16 protein-coding genes are annotated in these 14,730 nt (G+C 54.2%); 13 read left to right on the top strand and 3 right to left on the bottom strand.

From position 1 onward, the window contains the following. Nucleotides 1–71 precede the first annotated feature (71 nt). Together MHH78_RS33140 and MHH78_RS33135 are read right to left on the bottom strand one after the other, a co-directional pair. Nucleotides 72–1,010, bottom strand: coding sequence for a hypothetical protein (locus MHH78_RS33140; RefSeq protein ID WP_341170223.1), 939 nt, complete (start codon nt 1,008–1,010; stop codon nt 72–74). 41 nt (nt 1,011–1,051) lie between these two features. Beyond that, nucleotides 1,052–1,714 carry a DUF1129 family protein gene (locus tag MHH78_RS33135; protein WP_341170222.1) on the bottom strand — a complete coding sequence of 221 codons (663 nt, stop codon included), beginning with the start codon at nt 1,712–1,714 and terminating at the stop codon, nt 1,052–1,054. Nucleotides 1,715–1,899: 185 nt separating this feature from the next. Here MHH78_RS33135 and MHH78_RS33130 point away from each other — a divergent pair, with 185 nt between their 5' ends. The 13 genes from MHH78_RS33130 to corA all read left to right on the top strand — a co-directional run bounded on the left by MHH78_RS33130 (nt 1,900) and on the right by corA (nt 14,029). Then, nucleotides 1,900–2,100, top strand: a complete 201-nt coding sequence (locus MHH78_RS33130; RefSeq protein WP_076080196.1) for a hypothetical protein — start codon at nt 1,900–1,902, stop codon at nt 2,098–2,100. A 204-nt stretch (nt 2,101–2,304) separates the two neighbouring features. Further along, nucleotides 2,305–3,135, top strand: coding sequence for an alpha/beta hydrolase family protein (locus MHH78_RS33125; RefSeq protein ID WP_036730916.1), 831 nt, complete (start codon nt 2,305–2,307; stop codon nt 3,133–3,135). 83 nt (nt 3,136–3,218) lie between these two features. Then, the gene (locus tag MHH78_RS33120; RefSeq protein WP_341170221.1) at nt 3,219–3,995 is read left to right on the top strand and encodes a DODA-type extradiol aromatic ring-opening family dioxygenase; all 777 of its coding nucleotides are present in this window, start codon (nt 3,219–3,221) and stop codon (nt 3,993–3,995) included. A gap of 169 nt (nt 3,996–4,164) precedes the next feature. After that, complete coding sequence (locus tag MHH78_RS33115; protein ID WP_340825846.1) at nt 4,165–5,280, top strand: DUF3048 domain-containing protein; 1,116 nt, start codon at nt 4,165–4,167, stop codon at nt 5,278–5,280. Nucleotides 5,281–5,484: 204 nt separating this feature from the next. After that, nucleotides 5,485–6,102, top strand: coding sequence for a DUF47 domain-containing protein (locus tag MHH78_RS33110; protein WP_036730910.1), 618 nt, complete (start codon nt 5,485–5,487; stop codon nt 6,100–6,102). A gap of 12 nt (nt 6,103–6,114) precedes the next feature. Further along, entirely contained in the window at nt 6,115–7,104 is a 990-nt protein-coding gene (locus MHH78_RS33105) for an inorganic phosphate transporter (RefSeq protein WP_036730908.1), read from the top strand. 333 nt (nt 7,105–7,437) lie between these two features. After that, nucleotides 7,438–8,166: an amino acid ABC transporter ATP-binding protein gene (locus MHH78_RS33100; protein WP_036693252.1), complete on the top strand. Its 729-nt coding sequence runs from the start codon at nt 7,438–7,440 to the stop codon at nt 8,164–8,166. A 33-nt stretch (nt 8,167–8,199) separates the two neighbouring features. Then, nucleotides 8,200–9,054, top strand: a complete 855-nt coding sequence (locus tag MHH78_RS33095) for a glutamate ABC transporter substrate-binding protein (RefSeq protein WP_340944348.1) — start codon at nt 8,200–8,202, stop codon at nt 9,052–9,054. A 185-nt stretch (nt 9,055–9,239) separates the two neighbouring features. Beyond that, nucleotides 9,240–9,890 carry an amino acid ABC transporter permease gene (locus MHH78_RS33090; RefSeq protein ID WP_341170220.1) on the top strand — a complete coding sequence of 217 codons (651 nt, stop codon included), beginning with the start codon at nt 9,240–9,242 and terminating at the stop codon, nt 9,888–9,890. Nucleotides 9,891–9,932: 42 nt separating this feature from the next. Then, nucleotides 9,933–10,583, top strand: a complete 651-nt coding sequence (locus MHH78_RS33085) for an amino acid ABC transporter permease (protein WP_341170219.1) — start codon at nt 9,933–9,935, stop codon at nt 10,581–10,583. Between the two features lie 87 nt (nt 10,584–10,670). Next, complete coding sequence (locus MHH78_RS33080; RefSeq protein ID WP_341170218.1) at nt 10,671–11,960, top strand: ATP-binding protein; 1,290 nt, start codon at nt 10,671–10,673, stop codon at nt 11,958–11,960. Nucleotides 11,961–11,963: 3 nt separating this feature from the next. After that, nucleotides 11,964–12,866 (top strand): response regulator, encoded by a 903-nt coding sequence (locus MHH78_RS33075; RefSeq protein WP_341170217.1) that lies wholly within the window; start codon nt 11,964–11,966, stop codon nt 12,864–12,866. A gap of 203 nt (nt 12,867–13,069) precedes the next feature. Then, nucleotides 13,070–14,029, top strand: coding sequence for a magnesium/cobalt transporter CorA (gene corA, locus MHH78_RS33070; protein WP_036730901.1), 960 nt, complete (start codon nt 13,070–13,072; stop codon nt 14,027–14,029). Between the two features lie 26 nt (nt 14,030–14,055). Here corA and MHH78_RS33065 read toward each other — a convergent pair whose 3' ends face one another. After that, nucleotides 14,056–14,604 carry a hypothetical protein gene (locus MHH78_RS33065; RefSeq protein ID WP_036730899.1) on the bottom strand — a complete coding sequence of 183 codons (549 nt, stop codon included), beginning with the start codon at nt 14,602–14,604 and terminating at the stop codon, nt 14,056–14,058. Nucleotides 14,605–14,730: the final 126 nt, after the last annotated feature.

The raw sequence follows: 14,730 nt of genomic DNA, 5'->3' as shown, positions 1-14,730 counted from the left end.
GACAAAGTAAGCCCCGCCCAGCAAAGTCTGGACGGGGCTGTTTCACGTTGTATGGGATGTAATTGAACCGCCTACGGCTGAGGCACCTCAGTCTTCAGATACTGCTCCGCCGCATCGTCCAGCAGGTAGCCGTTACTCTTCATCAGCTTCATGAAGCCGTCAAGCTTCTGCAGGAAGGCACTAGAGCTGCTGTTCTTGGCCAGGATGCTGGTGTAGGCCTTCTGCGCCTCCAGATCCATCTCCAGATTATCGTAATGGAAGAGCGGGGTGTTATTCTGGCCGTAGAAGGTGTTCACAGCATACTGGTTATACAGCTTCTTGACGGCCTGTACCCGGTTGGATGTGGGATAGGTCTGGATGAATTTCTCCTGGGTCAGCGCACGGTCGGCTACCTCGCCCCAAGCAATGATCAGCCCGTTATCCTTGGAAGAAGGCAGATCTGATTCAGCCGCCATAATGGAAATATAACTGCTGATATCCTCCGTTACATAAGGCTTATATTTGCGGTAAGCCGCATAATCAATCACCGGGTAAAAGCTGCCCTCGGCGGTATCCAGCTTGTACCCGCTCTCTCCCGCACTTTGCAGCAGGGCGCGCAAGGCGGCGTTATCCGTACTCTCAGCCAGCTTCTCCATGCTGACTCCCCCTCTGTAGACGGTGAGGAGCTTCCGCTGGACCTCGCTGCTGCTGAATTTCTTCTCCCAGGAGGGCAGCAGCGCCTTATGCAGGTTCTCCAGCTTCAGCGTCAATACAGTCGCCTGATAAGGAGTGACTGCGTATAGCTTCGTCTTCATATAGGCAACGGCGCCCGGCAGGTTACCGCTGGACAGCAGCGGCAGCGCGCCCTTATAGACCGCTTCTGCATGGCTGGCAGTCTTAGCGCTTGCAGTTGCACCGGAAGTGCCTGTCCGGCTGCTTCCGCTGCCTTCGGCACCGGCCGGGACGGCTGCGCCTGCCTGAAGCCCTATGAGCAGGGCGATTGCGGCGGATAGAACGGCATGCTTTTTCATTCGAGTCTCCTCCTGTGTGGAATAGATGTGGGTTTCAGCCTCTAAGATGGGAAGAATATGAATTTCAGCCCCAGCCCTCCGGCAGCGGCCAGAGCCAGACTGACCCAGGGCGAGACCGGAATCACCGGGAACAGATTATCGAGGAATATGCCGGCGAATACCGCAATCACAGCAATTCCGATGTAGATGCCCAGGGCCTTAATGTCGAAGGTCTTGGGCTTCGGACTGTCATCCTCTGACAGGGAGGCCATCCATTTCATAATCAGCTCAACCAGCAGGATGGAGCCTGCGCCGACAACGACCAGCGTGAACAGGCTGAGCTGGCCGAAGAGTTCGTGCGGACCGCCGCTCCACTGTGTAATCAGGCCGGCAATGCCCATTGTCCCGAACAGCAGGGTCAGAGCGGACCAGGAGATCATCATAGAGTTCTTCAGCCGGCTGCGCGGTATGCGCGGCGGGACACTGTCCATCACGTCCTTGAAATAATCACCGGGCTTCTCGCCAAAAATCTGCTTGGCATTCTTGCCCTTGGCTTGTCCCTTCAGCAGCAGCTCAGCCGCCTCCAGCAGCAGCTCCTCTGCACGTACAGCATCTACTGAACTGGCGCGCATCGCCAGAATCATATCTTCGTAATAAGAGCGGTTAGACGGCGTCATCTGCTCCCGCAGCAGGTTGTTCTGCTTAATCATAGCTTTGACTTTCATAGTGTGGACCTATACCTCCAGCATTGAGTGATCAGGATACCTTCAACCTAGAGTATACGTTTGTGCACCAGCCGTGTGCAAGGACAACGTTCGTTCACGAAGGTCTGAATAATCCTTTTGGAAGAGTAAACACTGAAGAGGTGGTGGCTTCACCAACTATAGCTAGAGGGAAGGCAGGGAGCGTTATGGAACAGGAAAACAAGCAGGAACCCGGCAAGGCTGTGAACGACGGCACCACGCCTGTACCGACTAATGATGTGGGGGACTGGGGCAATTCTGACGGCTTCAGCCTATGGGATGCTGCGGGGCAGGGCCAGGAGAACGGGCTCGGGGATTGGGAAGGCCGGCAGGAGACACACGACATGTTTCACGACAGCTATGACTGAGTGATGCCTAAGCGGGTATGGGCCTCTTTTGCTCCTGCGGGAGTGGAAGGGGCCTTTTCTCCGGTAGGGCTGACGTAAGCGGCGGGCTTCATGCGTATTGACAACAAATTAGCACAGATATTATAATAGAGATATTAATCATACTAAGTTAATCGGAATTATTATAATTTAAAATAAATCAGCCATTCAGGGGAGGACGCCGCAATGGAACGGAATATCATCATCCGGCATAACGGAGAGGAACTGACAGCGAGCATACATTATCCGGCCGCAGACCGGGCAGGGACAGGTCGGTGCAAGAACCGGGTGCCGCTTGCAGTGATCTGCCATGGCTTCGTGGGCAGCCGGATCGGTGTCGACCGGATCTTCGTCAAGGCAGCCCGTGAGCTGGCACAGGATGGCTATATGGTAATCCGCTTTGATTATGCGGGCTGCGGGGAGAGCAGCGGTGATTACGGCAGCGAGGATATGGAATCGATGATCGGGCAGACCCGGGCGGTGCTGGATTACGGCATCAGCTCGGCCGATGTGGACCCGCAGCGTGTAACGCTGATCGGACACAGTCTGGGAGGTGCGGTGGCGCTGCTGACCGGTGTCCGTGACCGGCGGGTGAAGAACCTTGTACTGTGGTCAGCTGTCGGTTATCCCTTCAATGATATCGTCAAGATTGTTGGCAGAGATGCCTTCGACCGGTCGGTGAAGAGCGGTTCAGCAGATTACGCCGGCTATTCGTTCACGCCGGTATACTTCAATTCCCTGGCTGCCTTCCAGCCGTTCCAGGAAGCCGGGAAGTTCAGCGGCGATGTGCTGGTCATCCACGGAACCTCCGATGATGTGATTCCTGTAGATTATGCGTTTCTCTACCAGAAGCTGTTCTGGACCCGGCCGGAAGGACGGTGCGACAAGGAGATTATTTTCCAGGGCGATCATACCTTCTCTTCGGGTCCGGCGCAGGAGCAGGTGCTGAAGCGTACCCGGGATTGGATGAACCAGCAGGAGCATCTGCAGGAGGAATGGCAGAACTGGATGATATAGGAGCGGTAACGGCACTCGCAATGGCTGGGAATTAGCTGTAAAATAAAGGGGAAGACCATACCGGAAATGGAGGCTCTTACCCTATGAAATTACCAGCCTTTTTCATTGCGCATGGCTCCCCGCTGCTGGTACTTGAGGATAACGACTATACGCGTTTCTTGCAGCGGCTGGGTTCGGATCTGGGGAAGCCCCGCGGCATTGTGATCTTCTCAGCTCATTGGGACAGTCCCGAGCAGCTGATCACAGTGGACGCACAGCATGAAACGCAGCATGATTTCTACGGGTTCCCGGAAGAGATGTATCAGCTGAGTTATCCTGCTCCAGGTGATCCCGCACTCAGCAGCCGTATTTCGGAGCTGTTCAAGGATAGTAATCTGCCCCATCAGCCCGTGCTGGGCCGTGGGCTGGATCATGGTGCCTGGGTCATCCTGAGGACCATGTTCCCGCAGGCGGATATTCCGGTCGTGGCCTTATCCGTGGATTCGCTCCGCTCGCCTGAGGAGCAGTACAACATCGGACGGATGCTTGCTCCGCTGCGTGAGGAAGGTGTCCTCCTGATCGGCAGCGGCGGTCTGGTGCATAACCTCAGGCTGCTGAAGCAGAAGGATCAGCCGGAGCAATGGGCGCTTGACTTCGACGGGTGGATTGCAGAGCGGCTTGCGGCCTGGGATCTTCCCTCCCTATATGCGTATGAGAAGCAAGCTCCGCATGTGAGGGAGGCCGTACCAACCTACGGCAAGGAACATTTCATCCCGCTCTTCTACGTAATGGGTGCAGCCGATGAAGGCAGAGCGGCACAGTTAATGATTCAGGCCTACCAATACGGTACGCTCAGCCTGAACTGCTGGTCGTTTGATTAATATAGGAATGAATAGAGGGTACAGCTGCTATAAGGGCTGTACTCTTTTTGTGCTGCCGTTTCCACTTGACTCAAGACAAACTCTGCCAGCTATGATTAAATAAAGGAAGCGAGTTTCATAGAAGAGAATCGAGAGAAGCAAGCTGTAACTTACGATTAGGAGGAACAACGTGTCTATATCGGTGAACCGTTATGTATCCCGTCCTGTATCTGCTCTGGTCCTTGCCGCCGTGCTGCTCTCTGCCTGCAGTAACGAGCAGGCCAGCCCTGTGCCCGTACCCACGTCTGCACCAACAGCAGCGCCTACCCTGGAGCCACAGCCGACAGAGGTGGTACAGTCCCCCTCTCCTGAGCCTGCCGCCGGAGCAGTCTCCGGCTTAACAGGCCTGCCGGTTGAGGAGGAGAGCCTGCCCCGGCCGCTCGCGGTCATGATCAATAATGCCCCGGCGGCCCGCCCGCAGTCCGGGATCAGCGAGGCGGATATTCTGTACGAGGTGCTGGCCGAAGGCGGAATTACCCGGCTGATCGGTATCTTTCAGAGTCATGCCGGGGTGGTGAAGATTGGGCCGATCCGCAGTATCCGCCCTTACCTGCTGGATATCGGCGAGAGCTATGGCGGCATAACGGTGCATGCCGGAGGCAGTCCGGATGCCTATGCCATTCTGCAACGGCAGAAGAAGGCGGATATGGACGAAATCGGCCGCGCGGGGGCCTACTTCTGGCGGGACAAGGAACGCAAGGCCCCGCATAACCTGTACAGCAATGCCGCCAAGCTGCGGGAGGGGGCAGTGAAGCTGGGTTATGCGGAGAGCGTGAAGGTACCGGGTTTTCTTTTCCATGATCCGGAGTACATTCCTGTGGAGGGCACCCCGGCGCTTGCGCTGGGTGTGAACTTCCTGCTGAAGAGCTACAATGTCGGGTACCATTATAACGCAGAGCAGCGCACATACGCCCGCTGGGTGAACGGCAAGCCGCATCTCGATCTGAATAATAACCGTCCGGTGGAAGCGGCAAACATCATCGTGATGGGTTCGGATCATAAGGTGCTGGACGATGTCGGCCGGCTGCAGGTGGATACGGAGTTGGGGGGAGAAGCAGTGCTGTTACAGCGCGGTGTAGCGATGAACGGCAAGTGGTCGCGCAGCCCCGGAGACGTCATCCGGTTCGTGAAGAAGGACGGCAAAGAGGCGCTGATGTTCCCGGGGATTACCCATATTCTGATCGTTCCGAACAGTCCTTCGTTCAGCAGTCATCTCGAATACGCGCAGGCGCCTGCATCCCCCTAATTCCGGCTGGAGATTGAATGTTCGGATGATTATTTTCGTAAGTTGCAGGGAATTGTTATTATAGTGTAAAAAAGTTCGGTTTTTTGTCTTCTATCCCTTCTGTCGATATGATAAGATAACAAGGGTTGTCATTCATTTTCATGCGTTTACATTTGGATGGCTGCATTTTTTTACGGCAATTTCATGTAAAGGGGTATAAAGCTAATGAGGCTCAGAAAAAAGGATATATTCTTTGAGACGCTGGAAAACATGGCTGACACCATTGTTCAGGCGGCGGATTATTTCGCTCAGAATATCTCGACTCTCCAGGGCAATGTGGAGAACTTCGCCGGGGAGATGAAGAAATACGAATCCCAGTGCGATACTTACACACATACTGTCATCAAGGAATTGAACAAGACGTTCATTACGCCGCTGGAACGGGACGACATCATGGATCTGATTACAAGCATGGACGATGTCATTGATGGGCTGGAGGCTTCTGCCTCGCGTTTCTATATGTATAACCTGCTGGATGCGGATGAGTATATTGTCCAGTTCGCAGAGATTCTCCGCCAGAGTGCATACGAGATCCAGAAGGCGGTTCATTTGCTCTCCCAGAAGAAGCTGCTGGCGATCCGCGAATACACCATCCGTCTGAATGATCTGGAGAACCAGGGCGACGAAGTCCTGCGTATCTGCACCAAGGCCCTGTTCGAGACTGTGAAGGACCCGATTGAGCTGATTAAGCGCAAAGAATTGTATGAGCGGCTCGAGACCACCACGGATAAATGTGAAGACGTAGCCAACATGCTGGAATCGATCATCATGCGTAACTCATAAGGGGCCTCAAATATGGATACATCTATATATGTACTAGCTTTTGTTATCTTTCTTGCGCTGGCGTTCGACTTCATCAACGGCTTTCATGATACCGCCAATGCGATTGCTACCTCTGTCTCAACCCGTGCGCTGAAGCCGCGTACAGCCATCATGCTGGCCGCTTCGATGAACTTTATCGGCGCCTTGATGTTCACCGGCGTGGCGAAGAAGATCGGGGGCAGCATTACCGATCCGACCCTGCTGGACAACGGGATAGACATTGTCACAGCGACGCTCATTGCGGCAATTATCTGGAATCTTGTGACCTGGTGGCTGGGTATTCCTTCGTCCTCCTCCCATGCGCTTATCGGTGCGTTAGCCGGGGCGGTCTATGTCGGGGCAGGTACAGAGCATATCAAATGGAGCGGGTTCATTGAGATCGTAGAGGGGCTGATTTTCTCCCCGCTGATCGCTTTTGTAATCGGGTATATTGTGATGACGATTCTGAAGTGGATCTTCGCGAAGAAGAGTCCGCACACGGTCAACAAGGGCTTCCGTTCGATGCAGATCGTGACGGCCGCACTGCAATCCTTCACCCATGGTACGAATGACGCGCAGAAGGCGATGGGGATCATTACCTTTGCCCTCGTCACCTCGGGACGGCTGGATACGATGGAGGTTCCGCTCTGGGTTAAGATTGCAGCGGCTACATCCATGGCACTCGGAACGTCGATCGGCGGCTGGAAGATTATTAAGACGATGGGCACGAAGATTTTCAAAATCGAGCCGATCAACGGCTTCGCAGCGGATATTTCGGCGGCCTCTGTTATTTTCACGGCTACGCTGCTGCATCTGCCGGTAAGTACAACCCACGCGATCACCTCATCGATTCTCGGTGTAGGTTCAGCCAAGCGCTTCTCTGCTGTCAAATGGGGAGTAGCCGGACGGATCGTGGTTACCTGGTTCATTACGATTCCGATCAGCGCCTTGCTGGCTGGAGTGATCTTCAAGCTCTTCTTCTAGGGCTGGAATAGAATAGATTGCCTGGACAAGATGTCGCAGAAGCCATGGATGGCTTTAGGACATCTTTTTTTGCGTTCAGCGGTAAGCCTCGGCCTAAGCGGAGGTTATTTGATTTTTCAAGAGAGGAATGTCACAAAAGGCTACACGAAACTGATAAAAAATGTTAATAGGCATAAAAAGAAAATGAAATACATCACATAATTAAAAGAAAATAACATATGAGAAATGAATTTTGCGTAGTATTATGTAGGATTTGGTAGTCTCTGAAGTAAGGTTTGTTTTAAGTGTTACCATTGCTGACAAACACCCGAATAGACAAAGGAGGCCTAGCCATTGATCGACTTTCATCAGGTAGACAAACATTACGGACAATTCCATGTACTGAAGGGCATTGATCTGCATGTTCAGGAAGGGGAAGTCGTTGTTGTAGTCGGTCCTTCCGGCTCCGGCAAGAGCACGATGCTGCGCTGCATTAACCGTCTGGAGACGATCACGAGCGGCGGATTAACCGTGGACGGTATAACTGTAAACGAACGCAAGACAGATATCAATACCCTGCGCAAAGAGATCGGAATGGTCTTCCAGCACTTCAACCTCTACCCGCACAAAAAAGTCATAGATAATATCACGCTGGCCCCGGTCAAGGTGCTGGGCTTAAGCAAAGCGGAAGCGGAGAAGACCGCAATGTATTATCTGGAGAAGGTCGGCATTGCCGACAAGGCAGAGTCCTATCCTTCCCAGCTATCCGGCGGACAGCAGCAGCGGGTGGCGATTGCCCGGGGGCTGGCGATGAAGCCGAAGATTATGCTGTTCGACGAGCCGACCTCGGCGTTGGACCCGGAGATGGTCGGAGAGGTGCTGGATGTCATGCGCGCCCTGGCCCGCGAGGGCATGACGATGGTCGTTGTGACCCATGAGATGGGCTTCGCCCGCGAGGTGGCGGACCGGGTCATCTTCATGGATCAGGGGCAGATCGTGGAAGAGGCGGAGCCGGAAGCCTTCTTCGCCAGTCCGAAGGAAGAGCGGACGCGTACTTTTCTCAGCCGTGTATTAAGCCACTAAACTAAATATATAGGAATCCGGGGAGGAAACGAAATGAAAATGTCCAAGAGCTTCAAGGTGTTAAGTGTGCTGATGATTGCGGCCATGCTGGTCATTGCCGGGTGCGGCAACAACAAGGGCAAGAACGACAATGCGGCAGGCGGCAACGCTGCCGGAGGAGCAGCCGCTGACTCTGCGGCCATTGCCAAGATCAAGGAGCGCGGCAAGCTGCTCGTCGGCGTGAAGTTCGATACCCGCCTGTTCGGCCTGAAGGACCCGGCCTCCGGCAATGTGGAAGGCTTCGACATCGATATCTCCAAGGCCATCGCTAAGAAAATTCTCGGTGACGAGAATGCCATCGAGCTGAAGGAGGTCACCTCCAAGACACGTATTCCGATGCTGAATAACGGCGAGATCGATATGGTGGTGGCTACCATGACCATTACGGAGGACCGCAAGAAGGAAGTCGATTTCTCTGACGTCTATTTCCAGGCCGGCCAGTCCCTGCTGGTGAAGAAGGGCAGCGCGATTACAGGCCTGGAGAGCGTTACGAAGGATACGAAGATCCTCGGCTCCAAGGGGGCGACCTCGATCAAGAATATCAAAGAGAAGGTGCCGGGCGTAACCGTGCTTGAATTCGATAACTATCAGGATGCCTTCAGTGCGCTCAAGGCGGGTCAGGGCGACGCGCTCACTACCGATGATGCAATTTTGTACGGAATGGCCTCACAAGACCCCGGATTTGAGGTAGTAGGGAAGCCATTCACCGATGAGCCTTACGGCATTGCGGTCCAGAAAGGCAACGCGGATGTAGTTAAGGCGATTAATGATACACTGGCTGAACTGAAGGCGAACGGGGAGTATGATGCCATCTATACGAAGTGGATTGGTAAAGCTCCGGCTAAATAAGCCTGTTCCAAGCAAGAGCTTGCTTCCCTCAAGGTAAGAACGTATAAACGGGTTTCACACGAAATTCTCGTAGAAACGGTACCGCCTTTTCCAAGGAGGGCAACGCCGTTTCTACTTGTTTGTAGGAACGGCGGTCATGCCGGGCAGGAACGAACTCATCTACAGGTAAAGGCAGGTGAACATTGATGGATTTCTCAATATTAACGAGATACTTCGGACTGTATATGGAAGGCTTCTACGGTACGCTGCTGTCCAGTGTGCTGGCCCTGATCGGCAGCTTCCTGATCGGCGCGGTCGTTGCCGTCTTCCGCATGACTTCAGTCAAGGGTCTGCGCTGGTTCGGCGCGTTGTATGTGGAGTTCATCCGCAACATCCCGCTGCTGCTGGTTGTGTATATTTTCTATTACGGGCCTTCCGCCCTGGGCTTCACGCTGGACGGCTTCAAGGCAGGAACGATCGGACTCGCCGTATATACCTCGGCCTTCATCGCCGAAGCGATCCGTGCCGGAATTATGGCCGTGCCCAAGGGACAGATGGAGGCGGCACGTTCCTCCGGTCTCAGCTACATACAGACGATGCTGCATATCATTCTGCCGCAGGCGATCAAGCTGGTGATCCCGCCGCTTGGCAACCAGTTCATTAACCTGATTAAGAACTCCTCGGTACTGACTCTGGTGGCCGGTCTTGATCTGATGTACTTCGCCGACGGGATCTCTACTGAGACTTACCGTACCTTCGACACCTACATTTTCGTAGCGGTATTCTATCTGGTGCTTACGCTTCCGCTCAGCTACGGCGTGCGGATCTGGGAGCGCAGACTGCAGCGCAAATATTAAGAAGCATCATAAAAGGACATCTGAAGCTAAAGGAGGGCTATTATGGATTTCATAGGTGCATACTCTGCCGATAATCTGAAGTTTCTGCTGGACGGATTGTATGTGACGCTGATCGTTGCTTTTGTATCGATCTTCCTGAGCTTCATTATCGGCTGTGTTATTGGCGTCATCCGCTATTCGGAGGTGCCGGTGCTGTCTCCGGTCATGTTCTACCTGGTGGAGCTGATCCGTAATCTGCCGCTGCTGCTGATCATCTTCTTCATCCGCTTCGCCTTGCCGGAGGTCGGGATCAAGCTCGGACTGATTACTGCAGCCATTGCAGCCCTAACCATCTTCGAAGCGGCGATGATTGCCGAGATTGTCCGCGGCGGCTTAATGTCGATCGATAAGGGACAGATTGAGGCGGCGCGTTCCTCTGGTCTCAGCAGTGTACAGACCTTATGGCATATCGTGCTTCCCCAGGGCCTGCGGCGGATGGTTCCGCCACTGGTCAGCCAGTTCATCTCCCTGCTGAAGGATACATCACTCGCCGTTGTGATTTCCCTGCCGGAGCTGATGCATAATGCCAACATTGTCATCGGTCACAGCTACAGCTATGCCATCCCTACGCTGGCGCTGGTTGCCTTGATTTATTTTGTCGTCAATTACCTGCTGTCGCTGCTGTCCAGAAGGCTTGAGCACAGAGTGGTATAAACTAAGAGCAATGAGGATTAAGCCATATTCAAGCCAGTGCGGCTATGATACTATAGTTGTCAACCTCTCTAGGCAGGAGCAGTGGCGATGGGACAATCGATTCTGAGAATGAAGGCGGTACAGATTCTGCTGGTGGCCGCCGTTACTGCGGTAGCCGGGGAATTCAAGATCAACCCGTTTGACGGAGATATCTTCCGGATTGCCATGGGCAGCAGCGCCTTTCTCCTCTTCCTGCTGTTAATGAGGCAGCTGCCGTATATCCGCACAGGCTGTGTTACCGGGGTGGTCGTGCTGCTGTTCCGGACTGCGATGGATATGGTGGAGGGAAGCGGACTGACGGTAGAGCAGAGCCTCAGCAGCCACTGCTCGGCAATGATCTATTACATGGTGTTCGGCGCACTGATGCGTGTCATCAAGAGCCGGATCGATACGTTTCATCCGCTGGTGCTGGGCGCGGTTGCCGCGCTGATCGATCTCCTGTCGAATGAAATGGAGCTGCTGACCCGGCTGATCGTACTGGATTCGGCTACCTTCCGGCTGAACGAGTGGACGTACCTAATGGCGATTGCCGTCCTGCGTACGTATTTCACCACCGGGGTATATAGCAGTATCTCTGTCAGCCAGTTGCGTATCCGGGAGCGAGAGCAGCAGGAGCGGACCCAGCAGATGCTCGGATTCGGCTCCGGCCTGTACGGGGAAGTGTTCTATCTGAAGAAGTCCATAGGCACCCTGGAGCAGGTAACGCTGAACAGCTTCGAGCTGTACACCAAGCTGAAGGACGGGGAAGGCACGGGGCGTTACAGCCGGCAGGTGCTGGATATCACCCAGCAGCTCCATGAGGTGAAGAAGGATTCGCAGCGGATTCTGGCAGGGCTGGTGAAGCTGGTGGAGCGTGAGGTGAACGGGGACATGCCGTTATCGGATATTCTGCGGTTCGCGGTTAAGAGCAATGCCAAATATGCAGAAATGCTAGGTAAAGAGATCAAATTCCATATTCACATCACCTCCGATTACACAACCGACAGCTACATTCCTCTATTGACCCTGCTTAACAATCTCACCGCCAATGCGGTAGAAGTCATCCAAGGGACAGGCAGTATCCATCTGAACGCTTATGAGCAGGACGGCATGACGATTCTGACAGTGAACGATAACGGGACAGGCATCGGGAAGCGTGACCTCGATCTGCTGTTCGAGCCGGGCTTCACCACGAAATTCGATGAAGAGGGCATCGCTGCCACAGGGATCGGGCTCTCTCATGTACGGGATATAGTGAATATGTTCGAGGGAAGCATTACGGTTCAGCCGGTATCGCATATCGGTGGAGCCATGTTCCAGATTACAGTGCCGAGCATTAAGCTGCGGAAGGAGGAATAGAGGATGCCGCTATCATTCTGTATTGTAGATGACGACGCGTCGGCGAGAAGAATGCTGCAGCATATTATTGAGGACAGCGGGCTTGGTGAGGTGACGGGTACTGCTGAGAGCGGACAGGAGGGGATAGCCCTGATCCTGAGCGAGACCCCGGACATTGTGCTGATGGATCTGCTGATGCCGGACCAGGACGGGATTGAGACCATCCTCTCTCTTCAGGCACAGGGCTGCCGCTCCAAATTCGTAATGATCTCGCAGATTGAGAACGGGGACATGGTGAGCCGCGCCTACAAGAGCGGAATTGAATTCTTCATCCGCAAGCCGATCAACAAGATTGAAGTGGAATCTGTACTATATAAAGTGAATGAACGTTACGCCATGGGCCGTTATCTGGATGAGATCAAGCTGACGCTGGGTAAGCTGGAGGGTCTGCAGTTCGGACTGCCGCAGCTGCCGCCTGGCAAGCGTACCGTCAAGGAGATTGTCCAGCCAATTCTGATGAATATGGGCATGATCTCGGAGAATGGCAGCCGTGATATTATCACGATCATGGAGCTGGCGATAGCCGAAGGGAACAGCGGAAGTCTTCCATCCCTCAAGGAGCTGTACGAGCGGACCGCTGCCAAGTACAGACCGGTGCCTGCGGAAGCAGCCAAAGAGGTCAAGGCCATCGAACAGCGTCTGCGCCGCGCACTGGCGGCAGGTCTGACAAGTCTCGCGTCCATTGGTCTGACGGATTACGGGAATCCGAAGTTCGAGCATTATGCGCCGCTGTATTTCGACTTCGAAGAGGTGCGCCTGAAGATGAAGGAGATTGAACAGGGCAGAGATAGCGGCAAGGTGAAGGTGAATATTAAGAAATTCCTGCAGGTGCTGCATCTGGAGGTGCTGGAGGGCTTGGGCCGATAAGCTATATATATTGGAAAATCGGACCGGGCCGTTCGCCGTAAATGGCGCCGTCAACTATAAAGACAAGACCAAGAAACCTCCGGAGCGCTGGTCAGCGGGCTGGCGGTTATTTTTTTGCGCAGACATGCTGTACAATAGGAGGAAGCAACTAGAACAGCGCGGCTCTGCTGCGGATTGCCTACATAGGGCGGAGGACTTATATTATGATACGAACACTTGCCGTTACGCATGCGGGCGAGATACTGACCGATCTGCTGCTTCAGGATATTGTCCTGGATGATTATGCCTGGATCTGGGCGGATTTCGCTATGCCGACGGAGGAAGAAACCTTGAGGCTGGACACGTATTTTCATTTTCACCCGCTGGCGATTGAAGACTGTATGCATGTTTTGCAGCGGCCGAAGCTGGATTATTACGAGGATGTGCAGTTCTTCGTGCTGCATTCGCTGAATGAGCGGACATTGGAGGCCGAAGAGATCGACCTGTTCCTCAGCCCGAAATTTCTCGTCTCCTACCATCATCAGGACAAGCCGGAGATGGAGGAAGCGTGGCAGATGGTCAAAGCTGAGATTCATAGCCGCAAGGGCTGGTCAGGCGGGCCGATGGCTGCTGCTTACACCGTGATGGACAAGCTGGTCGACAGGTATTTCCCGTCCCTGTATACGCTGGAGGATGAACTCGCGGATCTGGAGAGCCAGGGCGGCAACGAATCGGTGGAAGAGCTGATGAGCCAGGTCTTCAATGTGCGCGGAAGGCTGCTGAAGCTGCGGCGGACGATTGTGCCGATGCGTGATCTGATGTACCGGATCGTCAATTCGCAGCATGTGCAGAGTAACGGCGAGGAGCGGGTCTACTTCGGCGATATCTACGATCATCTGCTGAAGCTGACCGACATGATTGAAGTTGACCGGGAAATGACCGCCGACCTGCGTGACAGCTATATCTCGCTCAACTCCAACCGGATGAACTCCATTATGAAGACTCTCACGGTGATTACCACGGTATTCATGCCGCTGACGCTGATCGCCGGAATCTATGGAATGAACTTCAGGGTGATGCCGGAGCTGGAATGGAAATACAGCTATTTCGCAGTGCTGCTGCTTATGTTGGTGCTGGGGATCGGGATGTTCGGCTGGTTCCGGCGGAGCGGCTGGTTTAAGTAGAAGAAAAGCGCGTTAAACGCCGCCGCTTAGGAACGGCGGCGCTTAACGGAGGAAGGCCCACCGGATTTACGCTTCTTGGAGGTGGTATTGCGGCGCTTCGCGGCGGGGCGTCTTTTTTTGCGCCGTTTGGGGCTATAGAGGGCTGCATCCTCTGCGGCGGCGAGCTCTCCCGCTCCGCTTCCCTTGCCTTTGCCGAACCCGCCCATCATAAGCTTCACCATCGGAGCCATCTGTGAGAAGCCCTGCATCACCTTCTGCACCTTGCCCATGGTATTGACGATTCCGTCAATTCCGCCCATCCGGTCAACGATGCCCTTGATCTGTTCCATATTCGCCAGACTTCCAAGATTGCCGAGTCCGCCAAGCAGGCCTCCGGCCTTCGCGGTAGAGGCTTCTGCAGCAGGGAGCGCGAGTGCCGTATCGGTGACTTCAGCGCCGTAAGCAGGCAGCAGTTCAGGTTCTCCGGGAAGCGGGGCAGGTGTATAAGCAGATAGTCCCGGGTAAGGTGACGGATTGTAAGGTTCAGCCAGTGAACGGCCTTGCTGGCGGGAATGATTATAGTAATGCTGAGGCATAGGATCACATTCCTTCGTTAGTGGTTTGCTATACTGTATGTCATGGGCGAACAGACGGTATAGACGAATGCCCGGGTAACCGGGATACTAGCGGAAAAGGGCGGATGCCTATAGAGCGGCAGGCGG

This window comes from Paenibacillus sp. FSL H3-0333, from assembly GCF_038002805.1.
Classification (GTDB): Bacteria; Bacillota; Bacilli; order Paenibacillales; family Paenibacillaceae; genus Paenibacillus_AQ; species Paenibacillus_AQ silagei.
The sequence above is the reverse complement of the archived record's forward strand: the minus strand, read 5'-3'. Positions and strand labels throughout refer to the sequence as shown.

Coding starts and splice junctions, on each gene's coding strand:
- MHH78_RS33075 (WP_341170217.1), top strand. CDS start 11,964: ATGCCGCTATCATTCTGTATTGTAGATGACGACGCGTCGGCGAGAAGA.
- MHH78_RS33065 (WP_036730899.1), bottom strand. CDS start 14,604: ATGCCTCAGCATTACTATAATCATTCCCGCCAGCAAGGCCGTTCACTG.
- MHH78_RS33090 (WP_341170220.1), top strand. CDS start 9,240: ATGGATTTCTCAATATTAACGAGATACTTCGGACTGTATATGGAAGGC.
- MHH78_RS33110 (WP_036730910.1), top strand. CDS start 5,485: ATGAGGCTCAGAAAAAAGGATATATTCTTTGAGACGCTGGAAAACATG.
- MHH78_RS33080 (WP_341170218.1), top strand. CDS start 10,671: ATGGGACAATCGATTCTGAGAATGAAGGCGGTACAGATTCTGCTGGTG.
- MHH78_RS33095 (WP_340944348.1), top strand. CDS start 8,200: ATGAAAATGTCCAAGAGCTTCAAGGTGTTAAGTGTGCTGATGATTGCG.
- MHH78_RS33120 (WP_341170221.1), top strand. CDS start 3,219: ATGAAATTACCAGCCTTTTTCATTGCGCATGGCTCCCCGCTGCTGGTA.
- MHH78_RS33125 (WP_036730916.1), top strand. CDS start 2,305: ATGGAACGGAATATCATCATCCGGCATAACGGAGAGGAACTGACAGCG.
- corA (WP_036730901.1), top strand. CDS start 13,070: ATGATACGAACACTTGCCGTTACGCATGCGGGCGAGATACTGACCGAT.
- MHH78_RS33135 (WP_341170222.1), bottom strand. CDS start 1,714: ATGAAAGTCAAAGCTATGATTAAGCAGAACAACCTGCTGCGGGAGCAG.
- MHH78_RS33140 (WP_341170223.1), bottom strand. CDS start 1,010: ATGAAAAAGCATGCCGTTCTATCCGCCGCAATCGCCCTGCTCATAGGG.
- MHH78_RS33085 (WP_341170219.1), top strand. CDS start 9,933: ATGGATTTCATAGGTGCATACTCTGCCGATAATCTGAAGTTTCTGCTG.
- MHH78_RS33130 (WP_076080196.1), top strand. CDS start 1,900: ATGGAACAGGAAAACAAGCAGGAACCCGGCAAGGCTGTGAACGACGGC.
- MHH78_RS33105 (WP_036730908.1), top strand. CDS start 6,115: ATGGATACATCTATATATGTACTAGCTTTTGTTATCTTTCTTGCGCTG.